We start from the raw sequence: 19684 nt of genomic DNA, 5'->3' as shown, positions 1-19684 counted from the left end.
CCCACTTCACGATCAATGCACCTGCGGCTTCGGTTCGGTACCTGCGAGCGCCGCCTCCGGCGAGCCCGCCGGGTGCTCGACGTCGTCCTCGTCATCGGAGACGAACTCGTCGGCGTCGCCGATGTGCTCGCCATCACTGCCCCCGGCCCCGAGTTCCAGCTGGTTCGGATCCTTCGGCTTCGTGTCGGTGCGTCCGGCGCGGTAGCCCTTCTTCACCGCCATGAGATCCGGCGGCGCGAAGAGCTGGATATGGACCTCGCCCTTCGCGGACAGCTTGCAGAGTTCGCCGTACAGCGTGTCGTTCTCGAGCTCGTCGCCGTTGTAGGCGACGCTGAACTCGATGTCGACGCTGCCGCCCTCGTGAATCTCGTACGTGATCCGCGACAGCACGGCGTCGGTGAAGTCGACGTGCTCGGCCTCGGTGCCCCAGTCCCATACCCAGCGGTAGCCGCGGCTCTTGAAGTCGTTGCCGCCCCACACGTACTTCGTGGGCAGCTTCGGGTGCCACAGGTTCGGCAGCGGCAACTCGATCCCCTCGACGGTCTCCTGGCCGGGCAGCATCGCCTTGTTGAAGTAGTGGTGCTCGCGCAAGCCGGGCTCGATGAGGTCGAGCAGGTTGTTCTCGCCCTTGATCCGAAAGCGAAGGCTCAAGGCACTGACCTTGTCCTCGCCGTGGAACTCGGGGCGCGCGGTGACGCTGATGCATTCGGCTTTCGTCACGGCTTCAAGCTGGAACATGGCGGTTTCTCCTTCCGGTGGTGGTCGTCGTGTTGGTGGGCGGTGCGGTGGTGCTCACCGGCGGCAGGCCCAGCGCCGCGCGGATTTCCTGGTAGAAGCCAGCGAGCGGTCCCGCCGGGTCGTCGTCGACGCCGAACTCGTAGCTCCAGGCCGACCAGACAGCGAGCTCGCGATCGACGCTCGCCATGCGCAGCACGTGATGGCGCAGCTCGGCGCGGTGGGCTGAGAAGTCACCGGAGCGGGCCATCAGGCGGTGCTCTCCTGCAACTGCAGATAGGGATTCGTGTAGTCGATGCGGTACTGACCGGCGCGAATCCGGTTGATCATGTCCTTCGAAATCCCCCGCCGTTCGGCCTCCTTCGGCCCCGACAGGTCGGAGTTGATGATTTCCGCGATGGCCGACTGCGGCACCTTGCTCTTGGCCCGCTTCGTCTCGGCGATCTTGGCGCGGTGCGCGAGCGTCTTGACGTACCCGCCGACGACGAAAGCAACGCTGCGCGGCCTGGCCACGAGGCAAGACGGCTCGACGCATGCGGGCGTCGCGCAGGACACCCCGACGAACAGGCTTCCGGGGTCTCGGCCATCGTGCATCACGCTCCAGATCGCGCGGCGCACGTTCAGGTTCTTGCCGTTGAGCGTGGCGCGCGGGTCGCGCCCCTTGTTCACGGTGTAGCCGGTCCAGATGAGGCAGCCGTACTCGGTGGGGCGCGTGCGCGCCAGCAGCCACTGCGCAGTGATTTCCGGCGGCTTAGCCATGCTGCTGCTCCTGCAGCGCGTTGGCCTTCGACTGTGCGTCGAGCTTTGCGGCCTCGAAGTCCTGCTCCTGCGTGAGACGACGCTCGTGCCGCTCGAGGACGCGCTTCGAGTGAACGATCCATTGCCGCTGTAGCGGGGTCAGCTTCTCCGCGTGTTCCCACCTCTTGAGGAAGTTGCGCGCCACGGTGACGCGATGCGGCTCCCCCGTCTTCGCCTTGTGGGTCAGCGCCTTCGCAATCTCCGAGCGGATCTGCGCGGGCACGCCGGCCTTCGGCGTCGGCGGTTCGAGCGCGAGCACCCCGCGTGGTTGCGGCGCCTCGCGGCAGAGCCTGCGGAATTCGCCCAGGTCCGGAGTGCGACCGTGCGGCGCGTTGTCGATCGCGTGCTGCAGCTGGTGGTCCGTGATCCCGGCGAGCTCGTACCGCCATTCCTCCTGAACCGCGGTCGTGTTCATGCCGGCCCAGCGCCCGAGCCACAACTGGCCGTAGCGCAGCGCGAGGCGCTCCCACAACCACACAACCGTGGCGAAGGGCAGCGGCTCAGGCTTGCGGGATTGCGGAGCGTCGTGGTGTGACATCGTCGATCACCTCCAGAGGTTGCGGGGTTCGTGGTGGCGGGTCGCGGCGCGCGGCCAGCCCGGGGACGGCTTCAGCGACGCGGCGCTCCTGCGCCGTCGGGAAGGCGCTGTGCGGCCGCGAGCGTTCGGCAAGGAATCGGGCCTGGAAGCTCTGCCAGTTGTTCTCTGCGCACATGCGCACGGCGTCGGCTACCGTGATCCCAGCGACCGAGGCCTCTCGAACGAGACCGTTGATCGCCGACGCGGTGAGCGGCGCCCTCTTCGCCCGACGGACTTTCAGCCAGTCGTTCAACGGCTCCGGCGGCACCAGATGGACGTCGATGAGGGCGGCAAAAGCCGCCGCGTCACCTGGTTCAAGTCCTGGTTTCTTCCTGGTTCCTTTACTGGTTCCGTCACCCGTTTTTGGGGGGATTGGAGCCGGTATTTGGGGGGATTGGCCCGTGTTTTTGGGGGGATTGGGCGTCGGATTTGGGGGGATTTCCGATCCCCTTGCCTGACTTCCAATAACACCGTTTTCGGGTGTCTTCAGCGGCCGCGTGCCGTTCGCGTCGGGCGTTGTGGAGTGAACTGGAATGCCACCGTTTGCGGGGTCATTGAGGCGGTAGATGACCACCTTTCCGGTCTCGCCGGCGCGTCGGCCGGTGTCCACGATGTAGCCCTTTTGTCGGAGCGAATAGACCGCGCTCTCAACGGTTTTTGCGTTCATCCCGGTCCGCTTGGACAGGTGTGCGTACGAGGCGAAGAACTCCCAGGTTCCCGCCTCTGCATTCACGCAGTCGGCCATGGCGACGAGGCAGAACTTCGTCAACGCTTTGTCGAACGCCTGATTCATCGCCCACCTGATGGCGTCGAAGCTCATGCGGCGGCATCCTTCGCCGCGTCAATGCGTGCCTGCCAACGCCGCTTGATCCTCGTGGCCAGCTCGCGCATGCGCTCCGCGCAGTTGCCCTGAAGGATCGTCACCGGCACTGCGCGATCACTCGTCGTCGTGCTCGTCGAGCTGGCGGGCGCGCTCGATGTACGTGCGCTCGAACGCAGCGGCCTGCGTCGTGCCCGGCTCGAAGTCGTGCTGCATCGAGAGGCCGGCCTCGGCCTGCTCGCGCGCCATGCGGATGACGTCGGCGGTGGTGAGCTCGCGGATGGCGTAATCCATCACCGGGACCCCAGGCTGCTCAAGGCGGCAATTCACCCTTCGCTTTGCAGCAGCGCGCGGCGATCATCGGCCGACAGTTCAGAGGGAGTCTTTCCGTGTTCGAGGATGTAGAGGCAGTCGCGCAGCAGTTCCGACGAGGTGCAATTCGCCTTGTGGCAGCGCTTGAGCCAGAGGTCGAACGTGGTCTCGTCGATGTACGTCTTGACCTCCTTGGTGAACGAGCCGAGCGGGCATCCCATGCCGCGCGCGAACTCGCCTACCGGATCTTTCTCGGGTCGTTCCATCGTTGCTGCTCCATCCGGGTGTTCGTTGTCGTTGTGGTCGAAGAGAAAATGCGCCGCCAGGAGTTACCCCGGCGGCGCCGAACCCGCGCCGATGCAGGAGGGTTGGGAAGCTCCGTCGCCGGTTGGGGCCGGGACGGTGGGCGCGGGGCTTGCAATTTCGGGGTGCGCGACGAGCCAGTCGCGCAACTCGCGCAGGGTCTTCACCCCAGCGTTGTCGATGCGGCCGTTCGTGAACTTCGAGATCCACGAGTAGCTGACGAGGCGGGACTGCTCGGCGATGCGCTTCCACTGCCGGCGGCGATCACGAAGCAGTGCGAGCACCTCGTCGTCGAGGTCGAGGTGCGCGGAGGCGGTCACTTCGTCGACTCCGCTGCAGGTTTCGGCAGCGTCGGAACCTCCGGCGCACCCTCTGCCCCGATGAGCTCGGGCCAGTTCTGCCACCAATCTTTCGGCCGGAGGTCCCACCGTCGCAGTCGAAACTCGCTGTCCCGTTCGATCCGAACGCACTCGGCGGGCTTGAACCCGCTGCCCTTGCCCGTCATGGCCTGATACAGCGTGGCCTCGTTCACCCCGACCTTGTCGGCGAGCTTGCGGCGTTCCTCGGGTGGCAAAAGCTTGGTCATGCCACATCCTAGCGTAACGCTAGGTTATGCGTCAAGCGATTCGCTAGGCCGGGTAGCGTCGCTGCTGGTAAACCCGCAATCAATGAATCGGGATCCCTACATCAAAGCCCTGGAGGCGCTTGTCGAACGCGAGGGCGGCTACGTCCATGTGGCCGAGAAGGCGCACGTGAGCCCCGACAATCTTTGGCAGGTTCTCAGCGGTACAAAGTTGCCGTCGGGAAATCCCCGAGGATTGGGCCCGCGTCTGCGGGCGAAACTCACATCTGCTTTTCCCGACTGGCTTGATGCAGCTGCTGCCGAACAACGCGCTGAACGCACGACGAAGAAGTCGCCGGAGGAAGACGTTCTGACGATTGCGCAATACGCGGCCGGCGGAGCGATGGGTCGAGGTCTAGTGCTCGAGGATCGACCCCCTGGCTTCATCAAGGCATGGCGCGTAGACCACGAGTGGCTTCGTCTGAATGTTCGCCACCACAGCGGCGTACACAATCTTCGAATCGTCACCGGCTTCGGCCCCTCGATGCGCCCGATGTTCAATCCCGGCGACCCGTTGCTGCTCGACGTCGGCTTCGAAAGCGTGGATCACGACGCGGTCTATTTCTTCAGAGTCGGCGAGCACGGATTCATCAAGACGCTCCAGCGCATCCCTACTTCCGACGGTATGGCGATCAGAGCGAAGTCGAAGAACCCGGACTACGACCCCTTCGACATCACGCCCGCGATGCAGGCCCAAGACGGCTACTTCGAGGTCTTCGGGAAGGTGCTCACGGTCTGGCGCAGCGAGGTTCTATGACTTCGGACGCCGACTCGTTCGTGCTCTTCCTGGTGCTGCTCGTCGCTGGCCTGGCCCTGCACGTGGTGCTGAACCGAGCCCGAGCAAATCCATTGTCCGGGCGCATCAAGCTCCTTCGACGCGGTCTGAATGTCGTGCTGGCGTTGGTCGCGACGGCCGCGCTGCTGACGCTTCCGAACTGCGGCGGCGACAGCGGCCCGGACCGGGTTTTCGAGTCGCCGCACGAGCCGTATCGATTCTGAGGATCAAGAGATTTCGATCGTCCTAGCGTTTCGCTTGACAGGCTTCTAGCGAAACGCTAATCTGCCTTCAGTCATCACGACTGGAGGCACGATGCACAGGAACAAGCGGCGTGAGGCGATCGCGCTGAAGCGGACCCCCGAACTGACGGACGAGCAGCGCCGCATCGCGGCACTGTGCGACGGACCGCTCGAGGGGGAAGACCATCACGACGAGCAGCACCGGACCGGGTACGCGATTTGCATCGAGGCGCGCGGCGCGGCGGTTCGCGGGATGTCCTATCGCGATGCCGCTGCGCTCGCGGTTCTTCCTTCCCTTGTGGCTGGTGGTGAAGTTCTGGACGCATTGAAGTTCGCGACCAAGACCTCCGGCCGCAATGGGCTCGACGTCACCGCCGAGGTCGCGTATGCGTATGCCGACGCGATGCTCCGTGCGCGGGAGAAGCGGTCGTGAGCGCCGCTGACCAGATCGCCAGGAACCTCGAAATCTGGCGCGCACAGCAGGCGGCCAAGGCGCACCGCGAGGCCGTGCCCGGTGCCCTCGACGAAGCGAACCTCGCGCTGCAGCAGGTCGCGGACGGCGAACTCGTGCAGTTGACGCCGCCGACGCTGGCGACGCTGGTTCGCGAAGTCGCTCGCCTGCAGGCCGCGCTCAAGCGCGCGAACGAAGACCTCCGCGACGAACAGCGCGAGGGCCAGCGCGCGGCCGGCGAAGCGTACAGCGAGGGCCGGCACGAAGGCCTCTCGGAAGGAAGGGGCTGGTGATGGGCGCGTACTTCGGCACCCGCGCGAAGCCGCGAATCATCACCATCGTCGTCCGCGACGGCAACCACTTCGACGTCCACGAAGGTGAGAAGTACAGCGACCGTCTCTGCTGGGAGGAAATGCTCGGCCAAGTCGTAACGCTCACGCACTCGTCGATCAAAGCGCCACGCTTCTGGATGGCGACACCGGAAGAGCATTCGGCGCGACGGGAGCACGGTCGCCGCAACTGGATTACGCCGGTGAGCCGCGAGCTCGGGCCGATGACCGTTGAATCGCTCACGCTATTCGTTAGGGAGCACGGTCGGCGCGGCGGCGACGGCGACGAACTGCTCGCGTGGGCCGAACAAGATGACGCGCGCGTGCGCCTCGCGATGATGCTGCTCAACGCTCTCAAGCCTTTGACAGCAGATGTCGTCGACGCCGAGGTCCGCTCGTGAGCGTTTGCCACTGCCCCCAATGCGAAGGCCACGGGCCCGTCGATGACGGCGAGGCCGGCTGGCAGGAATGCCCCGACTGCCACGACTGCATCCCGCTCGGGCTCGCCTGCAGCACCTGCGATTCGCTCGGCGGCTTCTACCTCGGCGAGTCGATGTCGAAGGCCAGCTACGACCGGATGAACGACAACCTGCGCGCGGAAGCCGCGTCTTGGGAGGTATGACCATGTGCACCGAAGCCTGCGCCGGCCCCGCGAAGGGGAACTGCCAACAGGGCGACCTCTGTCCGCTGCGCCTGCACCGCGTTGCTGCTCTCGAGGCCGCGGCCGCGGTGGAGCGCGCCGCGTTCCGGCCGATCCGATTCGCCCCGCACGTCATCGACGGGCCCCATGTGCCGCAGCGCGCTGTGCGCCTGGGCCGCAAGTCCCTCATCGCCCTCTTCCTCGCCTCCTGCGCGCTGGCCTACCTCGTCGGCCGCGTGCTGGGTCTGCTTCCCTGAATCCCACCTACCGAAAGCGAACATGAACGCACTCGCAAAAACCGAGCAGACCGCGCTCGCCGCTCAAGATGAACGCGAGTTCATCGAGACGCTGCAGTCGTCGCTCTACCCTGGAGCGAAAGTCGGCAGCATCAAGCTCGTCCTGAGCTACTGCGCGCACGCGAACCTCGACCCGATGGACAAGCCTGTCCACATCGTTCCGATGAACGTGAAGGACGCACAGACCGGCAAGTACGAGTGGCGCGACGTCATCATGCCGGGCATCAATAACTACCGCTCCAAGGCGGCGCGCACTGGCCAGCTCGTGGGCATCAGTGAGCCGGAGTTCGGCCCGATGGTGTCCGCGAACCTCAGTGGGGTCGACATCACCTATCCCGAGTGGGCGCGCGTGACGGTGCGGCGCCTGCTGCCCAGCGGCATGGTCGCGGAATTCCCAGCCAAGGAATACTGGATCGAGAACTACGCGACGGCCGGCAAGGACACGTCCGCCCCGAACACGATGTGGCGCAAGCGGATCATGGGCCAGATCGGGAAGTGTGCAGAGGCACAAGCCTTGCGCAAGGCCTTCCCCGAAATCGGAGCCGCCCCGACGGCCGAGGAAATGGAGGGGAAATCCCTCACTGTCGATGACGGCCGCACCATCGACGTCCCGGTCATCAAGCACATGGGCTCATCGGAGGCGCAGCCGGAAGCCGCCGCGCCGGCCGAGCAGCAGTCCGCCGCCGATTCGCGCCCCGAGTTCCCCGCCGCCGACTTCGAGAAAGGCCTGCCGGTATGGCGCAAGGCCGCAGCGCGGCTGCCCGTCGGCGAAGTGCTGACGCGCGCCGAAGCCGCCAATCCCGACTTCGCATTCACCGAGAAGCAGAAGGCCACGATCCTGTCGCTCAAGAAGGCGGCGGACGGCCCGACGTTCGCCAGCGTCGCGGACGCGCTCGTGAAGGCGCAGGACATGGACGCCCTCAACCTCGCGGGCGACCTCATCGGCGGCATTACCGACCCCGAGCAGAAACGCGAACTGCAGGCCAAGTACGACGAGCGCGAGCAGGCGCTGACGGTGGAGGGCTGAGCCATGAAGATCATCACCGGATTGACGCAGGGCTCGACGGCCTGGCACGCGCACCGCGCGACGAAGTGGAACGCGAGCGACGCGCCCGCCATGGTCGGAGAGTCGCCGCACTGCACGCGTGCAGAGCTCCTGCAGCGGATGGCCACCGGAATCGCGCCCGAGGTCGACGACGCCACGCAGCGCCGCTTCGACAAGGGCCACGCGGTCGAGAAGCTGCTCATCGCGCATGCCTGCGAACTGATCGGCGAGCCCCTGCACCCGTTCGTTGCCGTCGCCGACTTCGACGAGCGCTACAGCGCCAGCTTCGACGGCTGCACCTTCGTCGGCGACGAGATTGCCGAAAGCAAGCTCCTGAACGCGCGGCTGCGCGCGGCCTTCGCGGACATGGAGACCATCGCGCCCGAACACCGCGAGCGCAGCGCCGGCCAGTGCCTGCCGATCGACTACCGCCTCCAGATGGAGCAGCAGCTCCGCATTGCCGGCGCGACGCGGTGCCTCTTTCTCGCCGGCGAGTTGCGCGAAGACGGCACGCTCGGCGACACGCTCTCCTGCTGGTACTACCCCGACGATGCGCTGTGGGCGCGCATTCAGGCCGGGTGGAAGCAATTTGCCGAAGACCTCGCGAACTATGTCCAGCCCGTGCGCGCCGAGAAGCTCGCCGCCGAGCCAGTGGAAGCCCTGCCCGCTGTCATGGTGCAGGTGTCCGGTGCGCTCACGCTGACCGACAACTTCGACGTGTTCGAGAAGGCGATGCGCGCCTTCCTTCAGGACCGGCTGATCCGCGAGCCGCAGACCGACCAGGACTTCGCCGACCTCGACGCGCAGATCAAGGCGATGAAGGGCGCGGAGGATGCGCTCGACCGGGCCGAGGCGCAGATGCTGGCCCAGGTGTCGAGCGTCGACGCCGCGAAGCGCCGCAAGGACACGCTGAAGAAGCTGGTGCGGGACAACCGCCTGCTCGCCGAGAAGCTGCTGGCCACGGAGAAGGAGCGCCGCCGCGGCGAACTCGTGGCCGATGGCGTCGCCGCGATCCGCGCGCACGTCGACGGGCTCAACAAGCGGCTCGGCGCCGCGCTGATGCCGGCCACGGTCACGGCCGTGGACTTCGGCCAGGTCATCAAGGGCATGCGCTCGCTGGCCGGCATGCAGGACGCAATAGCGACGCGCGTGGCCGGCGCGAAGATCGCGGCGAACGAAGTCGCCGACAAGATCGACGCGAACCTCAAGACGCTGGCGGCTGTTGCGCCGGAGCACGCCGCGCTGTTCCCGGATCGCGCCGCCATCGTGCTCAAGGCGCCGGAAGACCTGGAATCACTGGTGCGCGCGCGGGTGGCCGAGCACGACGCCGCGGTGAAGCGGCGGGCCGAGGAAGCGGCCGAGCGCGAGCGCGCGCGGATCCGGGCCGAAGAGCAGGAGAAGCTGGCGCGCGAGCAGCGCGAGCGCGAAGCTGCGGAGCGCCGCCAGCGCGAGGATGCCGAAGCGCTTGAGCGCCGCCAGCGCGAGGCGATGGAGCGTGTGCACCGCGACGCCGAGGCCGGCGCCGCGGCAGTAAGGGCCGCAGGCGGCGCGACCCCGCCCGCCGTCGTCCCGATGCTCTCGCGCGCGCCGGCCGCGAACGAGAAGCCGACGATGCGCCTCGGCGAATTGAACGCGCGCATCGCGCCGCTGACGATCGACGCCGCCGGCCTGGCCGCGCTCGGCTTCGCGCCGGCCGCGACCGACAAATCCGCGAAGCTGTACCACGCCTCGCAGTTCCCCGCGATGGTCGACAGCATCGTCGCGCACCTGCGCATGGCGCAGCAGAAGCACCTGCAGGCGGCCTGACCATGAGCGACACCTCATTCGACGGTGGCCCCGCGTTTCCGACCCTAGAGCGCGGCGGCCAAGGGCTGGAACTCACCAGCACCGGCATGAGCCAGCGCGCGCTCATCGCCGCGATCCTCATGCACAGCGAACTCACGACGTGCGGCGTGCCCGGCGAAGCCGCCGACGCGCTCGTCGCAGCGTCCATCGACAGCGGCCTCGATGTCGATGACCAGATGGCGCGCAACGCGGTCGATTGCGCCGATGCGCTCCTGCGCGCTCTCGCCGCCCCGCTTCCCCCGCGCCTGTCACACGAAGAGCAGTCGAAGCTGCGCGCGCACGACAAGCTGCTCGAGATATTGCGCGACGTCCACCACAGCGGCGCCGTCAACAGCTTGCCGCCCAACCAGCGCGACGCCATCACCGCCCTGTTCGTGGTCGACCTCGACGACGAAATTCCTTTCTGATTTCCCCACCCACCAGGAGCATCCCCTTGAACATCGCCATCACGCCCGTCGAATCCAACCGCCTCGCCGGCATCGGCTACGACGCCGAGACGAAGACGCTCGCGGTCAAGTTCCCGCCGAACCGCACGAACCCGAACGGTTCGACCTACCACTACTCGGGCGTCAGCCCCGAGTTCTACGCCGAGTTCCAGGCCGCCGAAAGCAAGGGCTCCTTCTTCGAGAAGCGCGTGCGTGGCGGCGGATTCAAGTACGAGCGCCAGCCCGACGAGCAGCCCGCAGACGAGACCGCGAAGGCGGAATGACCATGGAAGGCGCAACCCTCCAACTACCGAAGGATCTGGTCGAAGCCGCGATCAACCAGCATGTGCAAATTGCGATCACGCAAGCGCTCGGCGGGCAGCAGAAGCTTCTCGCTCAGGCGGTGCATCAGGTGCTGACGCAGAAAGTCGACAGCGACGGCAAGCCCGGCCGCGGGTACGGCAGCGACCGCGAGTTCATCACGTGGGCCGTGGACGAGTCGCTGCGCGCGGCGGTCAAGCGCGTCATCAGCGAAGAGCTCGTGAAATACGAGGACGTGCTTCGACAGCAGATCAGCGACCAGCTCTCGCGCAAGAACTCGCCGCTCATCAAGCAACTCGCCGAGGGCGTGGTGAAGGGCGCAATCGACGCCACGAAGAACCAGTACTCGTTCCACGTCGAAATCAAGGACCGCTGATCCCACCCACGGGCGCCGCGCGCGCCCTCTTCCACCCCAACCACCCCCGGAGAGAACCACCGTGCCCTTTTCCCTCATCGGCAAATCCAACGCCAAGCTCACCGACGTCAGCCCGCAGTCGATGAAGCTCGGCCAGCAGGATCTGAAGCCCGCCATCGTGCTCGGCTTCAAGTACAGCGGCTCGAATCGCGAAGTGCTCAACATGCTCGACGCGACGCTGCTGCCGTTCCTCTACCTCAAGAACTCGGCGGCCGCGACGCAGGGCGCGCTCGATGGCATCCCCGTCGTTTCCGACATGCCGCAGCTCTCGGACGCGGCGAAGAAAATGGGCGGCGTCCTGAAGTGGGACGACGAGCAGACCGGCTGCAAGCTGATCGTGTACCAGGGCGCGACGGGCGCCGCGGACCTCAAGTACGTGGACTGCACGCGCTCCATCCAGAAGGTCGTGCTTCACGAAGGCGGGACGGTCGACGTCCACTTCACCGTCTACACCGCCACCGACATCGACGAGGAAGCCGCGGGCGCCGCGTGCCTGCTGCTCAACCACGAAATGCCCATCGAGCTCACGCTGCCGGACGTCCTTACGCAGCAGCAGACGCTCGAGGAAGACGACGCCGACGACGAGAACACGCCCGTGAAGGCGCTTGCGGCATCCGTGGGCAAGGGCAAGGGTCGCAACGGCGCGGCTGCGCACTGAACGTCATGGCTGCCGACCGCCCCCACTGCCGCGCGTGCCCGCTGGCCATCGGCTGCCCCGTCACCTGCCAGCGGGAGAAGATCGAGCTGCAGGAGCTCGCCGACCAGCACGGGCAGCAGGGCCTCGACCTCAGCAACCCCGCCGCGGCCCTCAGCATGAAACTCGCCGAGGCGATCCAGTATGCGCTGCGCCACGGCCTCGTCGCCACGATCCACCTGGAGCCGCAGCAGCCGCTGGCGATGGGCTCCTACCGCATGGTGGCGGACGTCCGGGCGGAAAGGGAACGGTCGTGAGCACCGACAACACCTACGCCTGCGAGTTCTTCTGCCCGGACTCGGAGACCGGCCACCCGCTGAAGTACACGTTCAGCGTGCGCACGACGCCACCAACGGAGGTCGACCCGCTGCACCTGCTGATCCGCGTGCATCAGCTCGCGAAGAAGCCCGCGACCGTCGACGAGCTCGCGGACAAGTTCAAGACGCAGTTCCCCGGCCGGCACACGCTCGCGTGCGTGCGCTGGGGCGTGAAGGTGACGGCGAAGCGGGATGGGACCGGGCTATGAAGGAACGCGGCATCCTCATGAGCGCGCCCATGAGCTGCGCGCTGCTCGCCGGCACGAAAACGCAGACACGGCGGGCGGTAAAGCCACAGCCGTCGGCCGGCGACATCATCCAACGCAAAGGCACGGATCCCGGGTGGATCGTCGGCCAGCTCCGCGACAGCGAGAACGCCTGGCGCGAGATTCGCTGCCCCTACGGCGTGCCCGGCGACCGGCTGTGGGTGCGCGAGGCATGCTGGATCTACGGCCAATGGCACGAGGACGGCAAGACACGCACGGGTAAGTGCCGCTGGCGCTTCAAGCCGATAGGCCAACGGGTGCGCTTCGACAATCCCGGGCACGAGCAATGCGCCCACTGGGGCAAGGGGCCTGGCTGGTCCCACCGCCCCAGCATCCACATGCCCCGCTGGGCGAGCCGCATCCTGCTCGAAATCACCGAGGTGCGCGTCGAGCGGCTGCGCGACATCAGCGAAGAAGATGCGCGGGCCGAGGGCATGTCGGCGAGCGTGGCGAACAGCCCGCGCGTCTGGTACATGGCGCTGTGGAGTTCGATCAACGGCCCCGACAGCTGGGACGCGAACCCGTGGGTGTGGGTCGTTGCGTTCCGGAGGATCGCGCCGTGACCGACCGCATCGTCACGTTCCCTGGCGCCGAGAAGCCAGAGCTTCCCGAGAACCCGCTGCGCATCGAGTCGTCGAACCCGAAGCCGCACGGCTGGTGTGAGCACGCGCGCATCACCCTCGACCCGTACCAGCGAGTCGTGATCTGCGGCGACTGCCGGCAGGTGCTCGACCCCTTCAACTTCCTGCGGGACAACGCGAAGACGCTGCAGCGCGCGTGGGACAACCACCGCGCCTGCACCGCCATGGTCGCGGAACTGAACGACCGCATCGGCGTGCTCAAGGCGGAAGAGGATCGGACAAAGGCGCGGCTGCGCCGCCTTCGGGACAAGGAGCAGCCGCTCGACACGCGAGGCAAGCTGTGACGAAGCCGAAGCCCTGCACGCACCGCCGCCGCACGAAGGTGCGCCACTTCGCCAGGATCAGGGTCGAATCCACACACGGCCGGCCCGCGTATTGGGGCGTCGTCGAGGTCATGGGCTGCGTGAAGTGCGGCGAAGAGCTCGGCGGCCGCTGGGCTCCGGGCAAGATTCACAAGACCGAGCGGGCCGCGCTGAAAGCCTACGGCGTGCCCGAAGCGGATCTTCCGCCGCCCGCGAATTGGAAGCCGAAGGCCGCCGTCACTGCGGCCGCCGGCCCCGTGCTCTGGCCATTCCCGGAGAGCACCAGGTTCAACCCCGACGGCACTGCGAAGGCAGCAGCATGAAGGCCAAGATCGCCCCCACCACGCGCCCGGCGCCGGCACCGATGCTCGTCCCGGTCGGCCGCATCGAAGTGCCGCCCACGGTCGTCGCTCACCGCTTCCACCGTGAAGCGCTGGCCAACGCCATGCTCGCCGCGACGCGCGAGGAAGAATCAGACCGCGTGGTCGGCACTGAGAACACGAAGAGGCCGGAACTGTACGGCTGGGGCCAGAACGTCGGCCGCCACGTGGACAACACCGGCTTCATGTACCTGGTGCCGCTGTCGCTCGAGCATTCCGTCCTCTATGCGCTGCACAAGGGCGACTTCGCCGAGCAGATGCTGCGCGTCGGCGAGGTCGTCCGACTCTGGGACTTCGCGCCGCACTGGACCGAAGATCGGGCGCCGGTCGTGAGCGCGTTCGTGGGCTCGTTCGATGAGCCCTGCGATGAGCACGCGCTGCAGCTCTTGGCCGGCGCCGTCGCCGCCCTCGCTCGCGGTGACTACTTCGGCGCGCCGCGGGTCGCGTCCGGCATGCAGATCCTCCTGGACGACGAGTGCTTCGCGACCGCCGACTTCGAGAGCGCCGCCGTGACGCTGATTGCCGACGCGAAGCGACAGCGGCGCTTCGTGATCCCGTGCGCGCAGTGCAACCGGCCGGCGCACGTGCTGGACCACCACTGGCCCTACGAATGGAGCCTCAACGCCTGCCGCGATCACCGCGGCAACAGCGCGCCCCTCACCTCCGGCCAGTTGGCCGCCACCACCGAAAGGATCGCCGCGTGACGACGCCCTCCCAACTGCGCCAGACGCGCACCTACGTCGAGCTCGGCCTCAGCCAGCCCGCCTACGACGAAATCGCCGCCAAGCTGCGCGCCGCCGGCTACGACCATGCCTTCGGCGCCGACGGCTCGATCGACCTGCACGGTCTGGCCGCTGTGCTCGACCTCGAAGCTGAGCCGCGCGTGCAGGTGACGATCACCCCCAGTACCCAGCGGCTTTCCCCAGGAATCGCCGTCGATCACGGCGCCGGCGTCGAGCACCTGGTGCCCGTGCATCCGGAACACGGCGCGGACTGGGACAGCCTCTACCACGGCACCGAGCCGCCCTGGCCCGTCGAGAACGGCTATGCGTGGAAGCGCGTCGTCCTCTTCGACGCGCCGGGCGTGAGTGCGATCACGCCGGAATCCATCGCTGAAGCCGTGGCGGGCGAGAAGGGCCGTGGCGTGCCGGGCGGGGAGGTGAAGCATGGCTGACCACGTAACCCTTCGCGAGCGAATCGATGAACTGATCGCCCAGCACGGAACGCTGCGCGCGACGGCTCGCGTCCTGATGACGGACTGCGGCTACCTGCATCGCCTGTGCTCTGGCGAGAAGACGGAGCCGGGCGATCCCCTCCTTCACCGCATGGGCCTCCGTGAGGTGCGGCTTTACGAGCGTACCGCCGCTCTGGATCAGGACTCTCGCCGCCTCTCTGATGGGGGGAATACGTGAGCAAACACGGATGTTGCGCCGACAAGGCGTGCAACGACAGGACATGCATGAAGCTGCCGGCTGGGAAGACCTGTGGCGACTGCCGCAGCTTCGCGCGCTGTGCCGCGTTCGTCGGCCGCAAGGGTGCCGAAACATCGTGCGACTGGTTCCCCCGCAGCTTCCACGAGCGCACCCCCTCCACTCCTACGGAGACACCAACACCATGACCGTGACGCACGACCTCAAGACCGATCCCGCCGCCTTCGATGCTGTGGCACGGGGCGACAAGACGCACGAGATTCGCTTCGATGATCGCGACTTCAAGGTAGGCGACAACCTGCTACTACGTCGCACGCGGAACACCGGCTGGGCGATGCGGAACACGGGTGCGCCACTCGAATTCACTGGCGAAGAATTCCGCGCCGTCATCACGCACATCCAGGACGGCTACGGCCTCGAACACGGCTGGGTCATCCTGAGCATTCAGGCGACCTCCCCCACCCCGAGCGGATGGAAGCCCATCGAAACTGCGCCGAAGGATGGGACGCGCATCATGCTTGGGATTTTCCGATGGAGTGCGCCGGTCGGCCGGAGGTACTCCGACTTCTACCACCTTGCATCTTGGGATGGTGAAGCGTCATATCCGTACATCCCGAACGACTGGACGCACTGGCGAGAGCTTCCCCCTCCACCTGGAAGCGAACCCAGCGAACAGGACACCTCCGACACCCTGAAGATCGCAGCAAAGTGCGGCCTACTCGTATCTCTCGGGGATGGTCTGTACGGACCACTACCAGCGCACCCGGACAAGCTGATTGCTTTCGTGGAAGCGGTCAAAGGCACCGATGGCGTGCAGCCGTCGCCCGCACCTATGCCGCTGTTCGCCGTCCGTGTGGCGCAGGGCAAGTGGGAAAGCTTACAGGCCGAGGGCTACCGCATGCAGCGCATCGAGTTCGCGCGCAGCGTGGACGGTGTGGAGAAGCGCGGCAGCATCGACCCGTGGGGCAAGGTGCTGTGGCACTCCGATGGCGTGCCACAGACGCCTGATGTGCGTGAGGCCCTAACCATGCTCGTCGCGGCGCTGCGCGAATACGGCACTTTTCCGCCGAAGATTATCCCGGCTCTACAGGGCGCGGAAGTCGCCCTTGGCATGCCACGCAACGAAGGAGGCAGCGATGGACGCTGACAAGATTGCGGTCGCAGTAGACAGGCTCATCTGCGCCCGCATCCACGAGGCAGCGCTGCGGCGTCAGGGGCTTGCATGGGGTGATGCCCGAGACGAAGCGCAACAGGCGCGCGACGAACTGCGGGACGCGCTGGCCGACGCTTTTGGCACGCAGGACGGGGAGGTGAAGCCGTGACCATCATCGAGCGCAACGGCCCGCGCACGGCCGCACAGATCAAGGTCGAAGACCACCCGAGCGAGCGCGGTTACGTTCGCATCCTGAACGCGGAGACGCATTCGATCATGTCGCACGGCGTCACACCCACGGCAGCACACATCGAAGAATTTGCGCGAGAGTGCTTCGAGGCGGGGCGACAGGCCAAGGCGGCAGAATTGCGCGCCGTGCTGGGGGTTGCATGACCTTCAACGAGCTTTGCACTTCGCTCAATGTGACGGCCGATGAGCAGCAGGCAATGGCCGAGCACCTCGCCGCCCTTCGCGCAAAGGCGACGATCCGCGACCACGCGCCGAAGCCAGCGTTGCAGCGCATCGCTGAACTGCTGGAAGACGGCGAAGGCCCTGACCTGAACGACCTGCTGCGGGTCAGCACCAAGCATCCGTGGCTCAACGACGAAGAGCGCCGCCATCTCGGCGTGATCGTGCATTGGGCACACGTTTCTGGCGTGTCACCGACGCCCGCGACGCAGAGCAAATGGGGGGGGCGACGGACTTTGCCGAAGCTGCGGCTACGCCTACTGGTGCCGCGAAAAGGGGAAGTGCTACCGCTCGATGGAACAACGGCCCGACGCCCCTGGCGTGCTGGGCGGGCGGGTGCCGCGATGAAGCGCCCCAGCGATGCCGAACTGCTCGACTTCCTTGCCGACAAAGGCCAGGACGTCGCCGCCGTGCTGCTGCCCGAGGAGTGCGTTTACCGACACCTCGACAGCATGCGGGACGCGATTTGGGATGCCATGCGGATGCATCAGGCCAAGCAGGCCGCGAACGACGCTGGCGGCATGGATTCGTCGCCTGCACCGCTGACAGACGCAGACCTCGCCGACTGCGGACTGCTGTCAGAACTGTTCCCCGACGACGCCGATGGCGTGTCGTCGCCCACGGACGATGAAATCCTTGCTGCCGCCGAGCGCCATCAGCTCTATTGCTGGGGCGTCTATGCGGGCGGCCAGCGTTTCGTCAATCAGACTGGCCGCGCAGTGCTCGCTCTCGTGCGTGAGTTCGGCGCAGGTAATGCTGGCGTGCGGGGGGTTCCGCCGTGCGAGTCCTGATCGCCTGCGAATACTCGGGCCGCGTGCGCGATGCGTTCGCTGCGCGTGGGCATACGGCCGTCTCGTGCGACCTGTTGCCAACGGAGAATCCGCGCGGCTGGCACGTTCAGGGCGACGTGTTGCAATTGCTCGGCTGGGGCGGCTGGGACTTGCTCATCGCGCATCCGCCGTGCACGCACCTTGCCGTGTCGGGCGCGCGGCATTTCGAGGCGAAGCGCGCAAGCGGCGTGCAGCAAGAGGCGCTCGCGTTCGTGCGCGCTCTGATGGATGCGCCAGTGCCGCGCATCGCGCTCGAAAACCCGGTCAGCATCATCAGTTCCCAGATTCGCAAGCCGGATCAGACAATCCAGCCGTGGCAGTTCGGGCACGGCGAGACGAAGGCGACGTGTCTATGGCTCAAGGGCTTACCGCTGCTGAAGCCGACGAACATCGTCGACGGGCGCGAGGCGCGCGTACATCGCATGGCACCGTCGCCGGATCGTTGGAAGGAGCGCAGTCGCACCTATGAGGGCATCGCGGCGGCGATGGCTGAACAGTGGGGCGCTCTGCCGCGCCGTCGCGCGGCGTCGGAGGACTTCGATCTACCCGCGCCGAACGACGCCTATGGCGTGACAGGCAGTAGCGCCCACACGGTGCGCCCGGCAGATACTGATGGTGGCTCCAATGGATCGGGCGAACTGCGATGAACAGCGACAAGATCCTCGTGACCGCCGCCGAGGCCGCGCGCATGCTTTCGATCGGCCGCTCGACGTTCTTCGCCTACGTCAAGCAGGGGAAGCTTCCCCCGGCGGTGTTGATCGGCTCGCTTCCTCGCTGGCGTGTGGCTGACCTGCAGCAGCACGTTCAAGCCACGCCGACCACCACGACATCAACTCACGACGCTGAGGAAGAAACTCTGCTCGGTTGTACGCGGCCCTGACGGCATCCGTTTCCTTATGCGCCAGCTGGCGCTCGATGACGTCCTCCTTGAACGGCGATTCCTCATTGAGCACGGTCGACGCCAGCGCGCGAAATCCATGCACCGTCATCCGGCCGCGGTAGCCGAGCCGATAGAGCGCGAACAGCAGGGTGTTCTCGGACAGCGGGCGCCCTGGCACCGCTGGCGACTCGAGCACCAGATCGCAACCGCTCATGGCCTGCAGTTGCCTCACCAGCGCCCGTGCCGGCGCCGATAGTGGCACCACGTGCGGCAGCTTGTTCGCGCCCTCACCCTTTACCCGCTCGGCCGGAACGACCCACACGGCACCGCCTTCGCGCAATTCGTCGTTCTTGAAGCCCAGGATCTCGTTGACGCGCACGAACGTGTGCGCCATCAGCAGCAGGCCCATCCGGGTGACGGGCTCCGGGTAACCCGCGATTGCGCGCAGGAGCTCGCCGGCCTCTCCCTTCGGGATGCTCGGCATCGGCTTTTTCGTGCGCCTCGGGATGAGCACCCGCGACAGGTGCGAGGCGGGGTGTCCCTCCAGCACGCCGACGTCCTGCGCATAGTCGAACACCGCCGTGATGCGCCCGGCGACACGGTGCGCGGTCTCGATCTTGTCGCCCTTGCCCAGCGGCTTGCCATCGACGTCGAGGCCCGCCTGCACGGCCTTCACGACTTCAACCAGCCGCGCCCGCTTGATGGTATCGACCGGGGCATCGCCGATCCATGGGTATGCGTACACCTGGAGCGTGTTCTCGACCTGGATCTTGTGCTTCGGATTGGACAGGCTGGGCAGCTTGGTTGACAGCCACTCCCGCGCCAAGGCCTCGAAGGTCGGTTTTCGCGCGTCGACCCCAGGCTCTACATCCCTCGCTGCAGCGTGGAGCTTGCGCGCTTCGCCGAGCCCGATCGCCGGGAACAAGCCATAGGTGCGCGTCTTCTGCTTTCCGCCTGCGACGTAGTTCGCACGCCAACTCTTCGAGCCGGTCGGCGCCACGAACAGGTAAAGCCCCTGCCCGTCGGTGAGCTTGTACGGCCTCTCGCTCGGCTTTGCGGCTTCGACCTGGCGAACTGTCAACGGCATGGTATCGGGTCCCTCTACCCCGCCGGATACCACGTTTCGCAGCTGGCTCCGGCCATACGCCCCGAGCACATGCGGGACTGTCGAGGGTCGATTCTACGAGTAAGAGATTGCCACTTTGCCCGCTAATTGGGCAGACGCTGAAACGTAAGAATCAGGTCTTGGCGGAGCGACAGGGATTCGAACCCTGGATGCAGGTTTTTGCCCGCATACTCCCTTAGCAGGGGAGCACCTTCGGCCACTCGGTCACCGCTCCGTAGGGCGCAATTATGCCCGAACCTGGCCCTT

At 66.5% G+C, this 19684-nt stretch carries 36 protein-coding genes, 1 tRNA gene and 1 pseudogene; 27 read left to right on the top strand and 11 right to left on the bottom strand.

What is annotated here, in order from left to right; all coding sequences use genetic code 11:
* Window positions 1-12 precede the first annotated feature (12 nt).
* The 9 genes from AB7E83_RS24780 to AB7E83_RS24740 form a co-directional block, all read right to left on the bottom strand.
* The gene (locus AB7E83_RS24780) at window positions 13-738 is read right to left on the bottom strand and encodes a hypothetical protein (RefSeq protein WP_428573568.1); all 726 of its coding nucleotides are present in this window, start codon (window positions 736-738) and stop codon (window positions 13-15) included.
* Window positions 725-985, bottom strand: coding sequence for a hypothetical protein (locus AB7E83_RS24775; protein ID WP_428573566.1), 261 nt, complete (start codon window positions 983-985; stop codon window positions 725-727). The genes AB7E83_RS24780 and AB7E83_RS24775 overlap by 14 nt, the downstream gene beginning before the upstream one ends.
* Entirely contained in the window at window positions 985-1494 is a 510-nt protein-coding gene (locus AB7E83_RS24770) for a hypothetical protein (RefSeq protein WP_428573564.1), read from the bottom strand. The genes AB7E83_RS24775 and AB7E83_RS24770 overlap by 1 nt, the downstream gene beginning before the upstream one ends.
* Complete coding sequence (locus AB7E83_RS24765) at window positions 1487-2071, bottom strand: hypothetical protein (RefSeq protein ID WP_428573562.1); 585 nt, start codon at window positions 2069-2071, stop codon at window positions 1487-1489. Before AB7E83_RS24765 ends, AB7E83_RS24770 begins: the two co-directional genes overlap by 8 nt.
* A complete protein-coding gene (locus tag AB7E83_RS24760; RefSeq protein ID WP_428573559.1) occupies window positions 2034-2930 on the bottom strand; it encodes a hypothetical protein in 897 nt (298 codons plus the stop codon). The genes AB7E83_RS24765 and AB7E83_RS24760 overlap by 38 nt, the downstream gene beginning before the upstream one ends.
* A 117-nt stretch (window positions 2931-3047) precedes the next feature.
* The gene (locus tag AB7E83_RS24755; protein WP_428573557.1) at window positions 3048-3224 is read right to left on the bottom strand and encodes a hypothetical protein; all 177 of its coding nucleotides are present in this window, start codon (window positions 3222-3224) and stop codon (window positions 3048-3050) included.
* A gap of 32 nt (window positions 3225-3256) precedes the next feature.
* Window positions 3257-3508 (bottom strand): hypothetical protein, encoded by a 252-nt coding sequence (locus AB7E83_RS24750; protein WP_428573555.1) that lies wholly within the window; start codon window positions 3506-3508, stop codon window positions 3257-3259.
* 63 nt (window positions 3509-3571) lie between these two features.
* Complete coding sequence (locus AB7E83_RS24745; protein WP_428573553.1) at window positions 3572-3865, bottom strand: hypothetical protein; 294 nt, start codon at window positions 3863-3865, stop codon at window positions 3572-3574.
* The gene (locus AB7E83_RS24740) at window positions 3862-4131 is read right to left on the bottom strand and encodes a transcriptional regulator (RefSeq protein ID WP_428573551.1); all 270 of its coding nucleotides are present in this window, start codon (window positions 4129-4131) and stop codon (window positions 3862-3864) included. Before AB7E83_RS24740 ends, AB7E83_RS24745 begins: the two co-directional genes overlap by 4 nt.
* 82 nt (window positions 4132-4213) lie before the next feature.
* Between AB7E83_RS24740 and AB7E83_RS24735 the strand changes: the two genes are divergently transcribed.
* The 27 genes and pseudogenes from AB7E83_RS24735 to AB7E83_RS24605 all read left to right on the top strand — a co-directional run.
* Entirely contained in the window at window positions 4214-4924 is a 711-nt protein-coding gene (locus tag AB7E83_RS24735; RefSeq protein WP_428573549.1) for a S24 family peptidase, read from the top strand.
* Window positions 4921-5166 (top strand): hypothetical protein, encoded by a 246-nt coding sequence (locus tag AB7E83_RS24730; RefSeq protein WP_428573547.1) that lies wholly within the window; start codon window positions 4921-4923, stop codon window positions 5164-5166. Before AB7E83_RS24735 ends, AB7E83_RS24730 begins: the two co-directional genes overlap by 4 nt.
* A gap of 91 nt (window positions 5167-5257) precedes the next feature.
* Window positions 5258-5617, top strand: coding sequence for a hypothetical protein (locus AB7E83_RS24725; RefSeq protein WP_428573545.1), 360 nt, complete (start codon window positions 5258-5260; stop codon window positions 5615-5617).
* Entirely contained in the window at window positions 5614-5928 is a 315-nt protein-coding gene (locus AB7E83_RS24720; protein WP_428573543.1) for a hypothetical protein, read from the top strand. Before AB7E83_RS24725 ends, AB7E83_RS24720 begins: the two co-directional genes overlap by 4 nt.
* Complete coding sequence (locus tag AB7E83_RS24715) at window positions 5928-6365, top strand: hypothetical protein (protein WP_428573541.1); 438 nt, start codon at window positions 5928-5930, stop codon at window positions 6363-6365. Before AB7E83_RS24720 ends, AB7E83_RS24715 begins: the two co-directional genes overlap by 1 nt.
* Window positions 6362-6586, top strand: a complete 225-nt coding sequence (locus AB7E83_RS24710; RefSeq protein WP_428573539.1) for a hypothetical protein — start codon at window positions 6362-6364, stop codon at window positions 6584-6586. Before AB7E83_RS24715 ends, AB7E83_RS24710 begins: the two co-directional genes overlap by 4 nt.
* Before the next feature lie 2 nt (window positions 6587-6588).
* Window positions 6589-6861 (top strand): hypothetical protein, encoded by a 273-nt coding sequence (locus AB7E83_RS24705; protein WP_428573537.1) that lies wholly within the window; start codon window positions 6589-6591, stop codon window positions 6859-6861.
* Between the two features lie 22 nt (window positions 6862-6883).
* On the top strand, window positions 6884-7927 hold the full coding sequence (gene bet / locus AB7E83_RS24700) for a phage recombination protein Bet (protein ID WP_428573535.1): 1044 nt from the start codon (window positions 6884-6886) through the stop codon (window positions 7925-7927).
* Window positions 7928-7930: 3 nt separating this feature from the next.
* Window positions 7931-9751 (top strand): YqaJ viral recombinase family protein, encoded by a 1821-nt coding sequence (locus AB7E83_RS24695; RefSeq protein ID WP_428573533.1) that lies wholly within the window; start codon window positions 7931-7933, stop codon window positions 9749-9751.
* 2 nt (window positions 9752-9753) lie between these two features.
* Window positions 9754-10197, top strand: a complete 444-nt coding sequence (locus tag AB7E83_RS24690) for a hypothetical protein (RefSeq protein WP_428573531.1) — start codon at window positions 9754-9756, stop codon at window positions 10195-10197.
* Between the two features lie 26 nt (window positions 10198-10223).
* Window positions 10224-10499: a KTSC domain-containing protein gene (locus AB7E83_RS24685; RefSeq protein ID WP_428573529.1), complete on the top strand. Its 276-nt coding sequence runs from the start codon at window positions 10224-10226 to the stop codon at window positions 10497-10499.
* A gap of 2 nt (window positions 10500-10501) precedes the next feature.
* Window positions 10502-10912, top strand: a complete 411-nt coding sequence (locus tag AB7E83_RS24680; protein ID WP_428573527.1) for a hypothetical protein — start codon at window positions 10502-10504, stop codon at window positions 10910-10912.
* Window positions 10913-10973: 61 nt separating this feature from the next.
* Window positions 10974-11609 carry a hypothetical protein gene (locus AB7E83_RS24675; RefSeq protein ID WP_428573525.1) on the top strand — a complete coding sequence of 212 codons (636 nt, stop codon included), beginning with the start codon at window positions 10974-10976 and terminating at the stop codon, window positions 11607-11609.
* 5 nt (window positions 11610-11614) lie between these two features.
* Window positions 11615-11902 (top strand): hypothetical protein, encoded by a 288-nt coding sequence (locus tag AB7E83_RS24670; protein ID WP_428573523.1) that lies wholly within the window; start codon window positions 11615-11617, stop codon window positions 11900-11902.
* Window positions 11899-12171: a hypothetical protein gene (locus AB7E83_RS24665; protein WP_428573521.1), complete on the top strand. Its 273-nt coding sequence runs from the start codon at window positions 11899-11901 to the stop codon at window positions 12169-12171. Before AB7E83_RS24670 ends, AB7E83_RS24665 begins: the two co-directional genes overlap by 4 nt.
* Window positions 12168-12791: a hypothetical protein gene (locus tag AB7E83_RS24660; protein WP_428573519.1), complete on the top strand. Its 624-nt coding sequence runs from the start codon at window positions 12168-12170 to the stop codon at window positions 12789-12791. The genes AB7E83_RS24665 and AB7E83_RS24660 overlap by 4 nt, the downstream gene beginning before the upstream one ends.
* Window positions 12788-13153 (top strand): hypothetical protein, encoded by a 366-nt coding sequence (locus AB7E83_RS24655; RefSeq protein WP_428573517.1) that lies wholly within the window; start codon window positions 12788-12790, stop codon window positions 13151-13153. The genes AB7E83_RS24660 and AB7E83_RS24655 overlap by 4 nt, the downstream gene beginning before the upstream one ends.
* Entirely contained in the window at window positions 13150-13494 is a 345-nt protein-coding gene (locus tag AB7E83_RS24650) for a hypothetical protein (RefSeq protein WP_428573515.1), read from the top strand. Before AB7E83_RS24655 ends, AB7E83_RS24650 begins: the two co-directional genes overlap by 4 nt.
* Window positions 13491-14255: a hypothetical protein gene (locus AB7E83_RS24645; RefSeq protein WP_428573513.1), complete on the top strand. Its 765-nt coding sequence runs from the start codon at window positions 13491-13493 to the stop codon at window positions 14253-14255. The genes AB7E83_RS24650 and AB7E83_RS24645 overlap by 4 nt, the downstream gene beginning before the upstream one ends.
* The gene (locus AB7E83_RS24640; protein WP_428573511.1) at window positions 14252-14725 is read left to right on the top strand and encodes a hypothetical protein; all 474 of its coding nucleotides are present in this window, start codon (window positions 14252-14254) and stop codon (window positions 14723-14725) included. Before AB7E83_RS24645 ends, AB7E83_RS24640 begins: the two co-directional genes overlap by 4 nt.
* A complete protein-coding gene (locus AB7E83_RS24635) occupies window positions 14718-14963 on the top strand; it encodes a hypothetical protein (protein ID WP_428573509.1) in 246 nt (81 codons plus the stop codon). The genes AB7E83_RS24640 and AB7E83_RS24635 overlap by 8 nt, the downstream gene beginning before the upstream one ends.
* Window positions 14964-15165: 202 nt before the next feature.
* Window positions 15166-16128, top strand: coding sequence for a DUF3850 domain-containing protein (locus AB7E83_RS24630; protein WP_428573507.1), 963 nt, complete (start codon window positions 15166-15168; stop codon window positions 16126-16128).
* A complete protein-coding gene (locus tag AB7E83_RS24625) occupies window positions 16118-16303 on the top strand; it encodes a hypothetical protein (RefSeq protein WP_428573505.1) in 186 nt (61 codons plus the stop codon). The genes AB7E83_RS24630 and AB7E83_RS24625 overlap by 11 nt, the downstream gene beginning before the upstream one ends.
* The gene (locus AB7E83_RS24620) at window positions 16300-16527 is read left to right on the top strand and encodes a hypothetical protein (RefSeq protein ID WP_428573503.1); all 228 of its coding nucleotides are present in this window, start codon (window positions 16300-16302) and stop codon (window positions 16525-16527) included. The genes AB7E83_RS24625 and AB7E83_RS24620 overlap by 4 nt, the downstream gene beginning before the upstream one ends.
* Window positions 16524-17393, top strand: a complete 870-nt coding sequence (locus AB7E83_RS24615; RefSeq protein ID WP_428573501.1) for a hypothetical protein — start codon at window positions 16524-16526, stop codon at window positions 17391-17393. The genes AB7E83_RS24620 and AB7E83_RS24615 overlap by 4 nt, the downstream gene beginning before the upstream one ends.
* Entirely contained in the window at window positions 17381-18079 is a 699-nt protein-coding gene (locus tag AB7E83_RS24610) for a DNA cytosine methyltransferase (RefSeq protein WP_428573499.1), read from the top strand. Before AB7E83_RS24615 ends, AB7E83_RS24610 begins: the two co-directional genes overlap by 13 nt.
* Window positions 18076-18177: pseudogene (locus AB7E83_RS24605) on the top strand (helix-turn-helix transcriptional regulator); the annotation flags it as partial. The gene AB7E83_RS24610 and the pseudogene AB7E83_RS24605, both read left to right, overlap by 4 nt.
* Here the strand turns inward: AB7E83_RS24605 and AB7E83_RS24600 are convergent.
* Together AB7E83_RS24600 and AB7E83_RS24595 are read right to left on the bottom strand one after the other, a co-directional pair.
* Entirely contained in the window at window positions 18158-19399 is a 1242-nt protein-coding gene (locus AB7E83_RS24600) for a tyrosine-type recombinase/integrase (RefSeq protein WP_428573497.1), read from the bottom strand. The pseudogene AB7E83_RS24605 and the gene AB7E83_RS24600 sit on opposite strands and share 20 nt — an antisense overlap.
* 159 nt (window positions 19400-19558) lie before the next feature.
* Window positions 19559-19652 (bottom strand) — tRNA-Ser (locus AB7E83_RS24595).
* Window positions 19653-19684: the final 32 nt, after the last annotated feature.

Origin of the sequence: Ramlibacter sp., from assembly GCF_050250995.1 — a bacterium.
GTDB lineage: Bacteria > Pseudomonadota > Gammaproteobacteria > Burkholderiales > Burkholderiaceae_C > Ramlibacter.
Note: the sequence above shows the minus strand (reverse complement) of the source record. Positions and strands in the feature narration are given on the sequence as shown.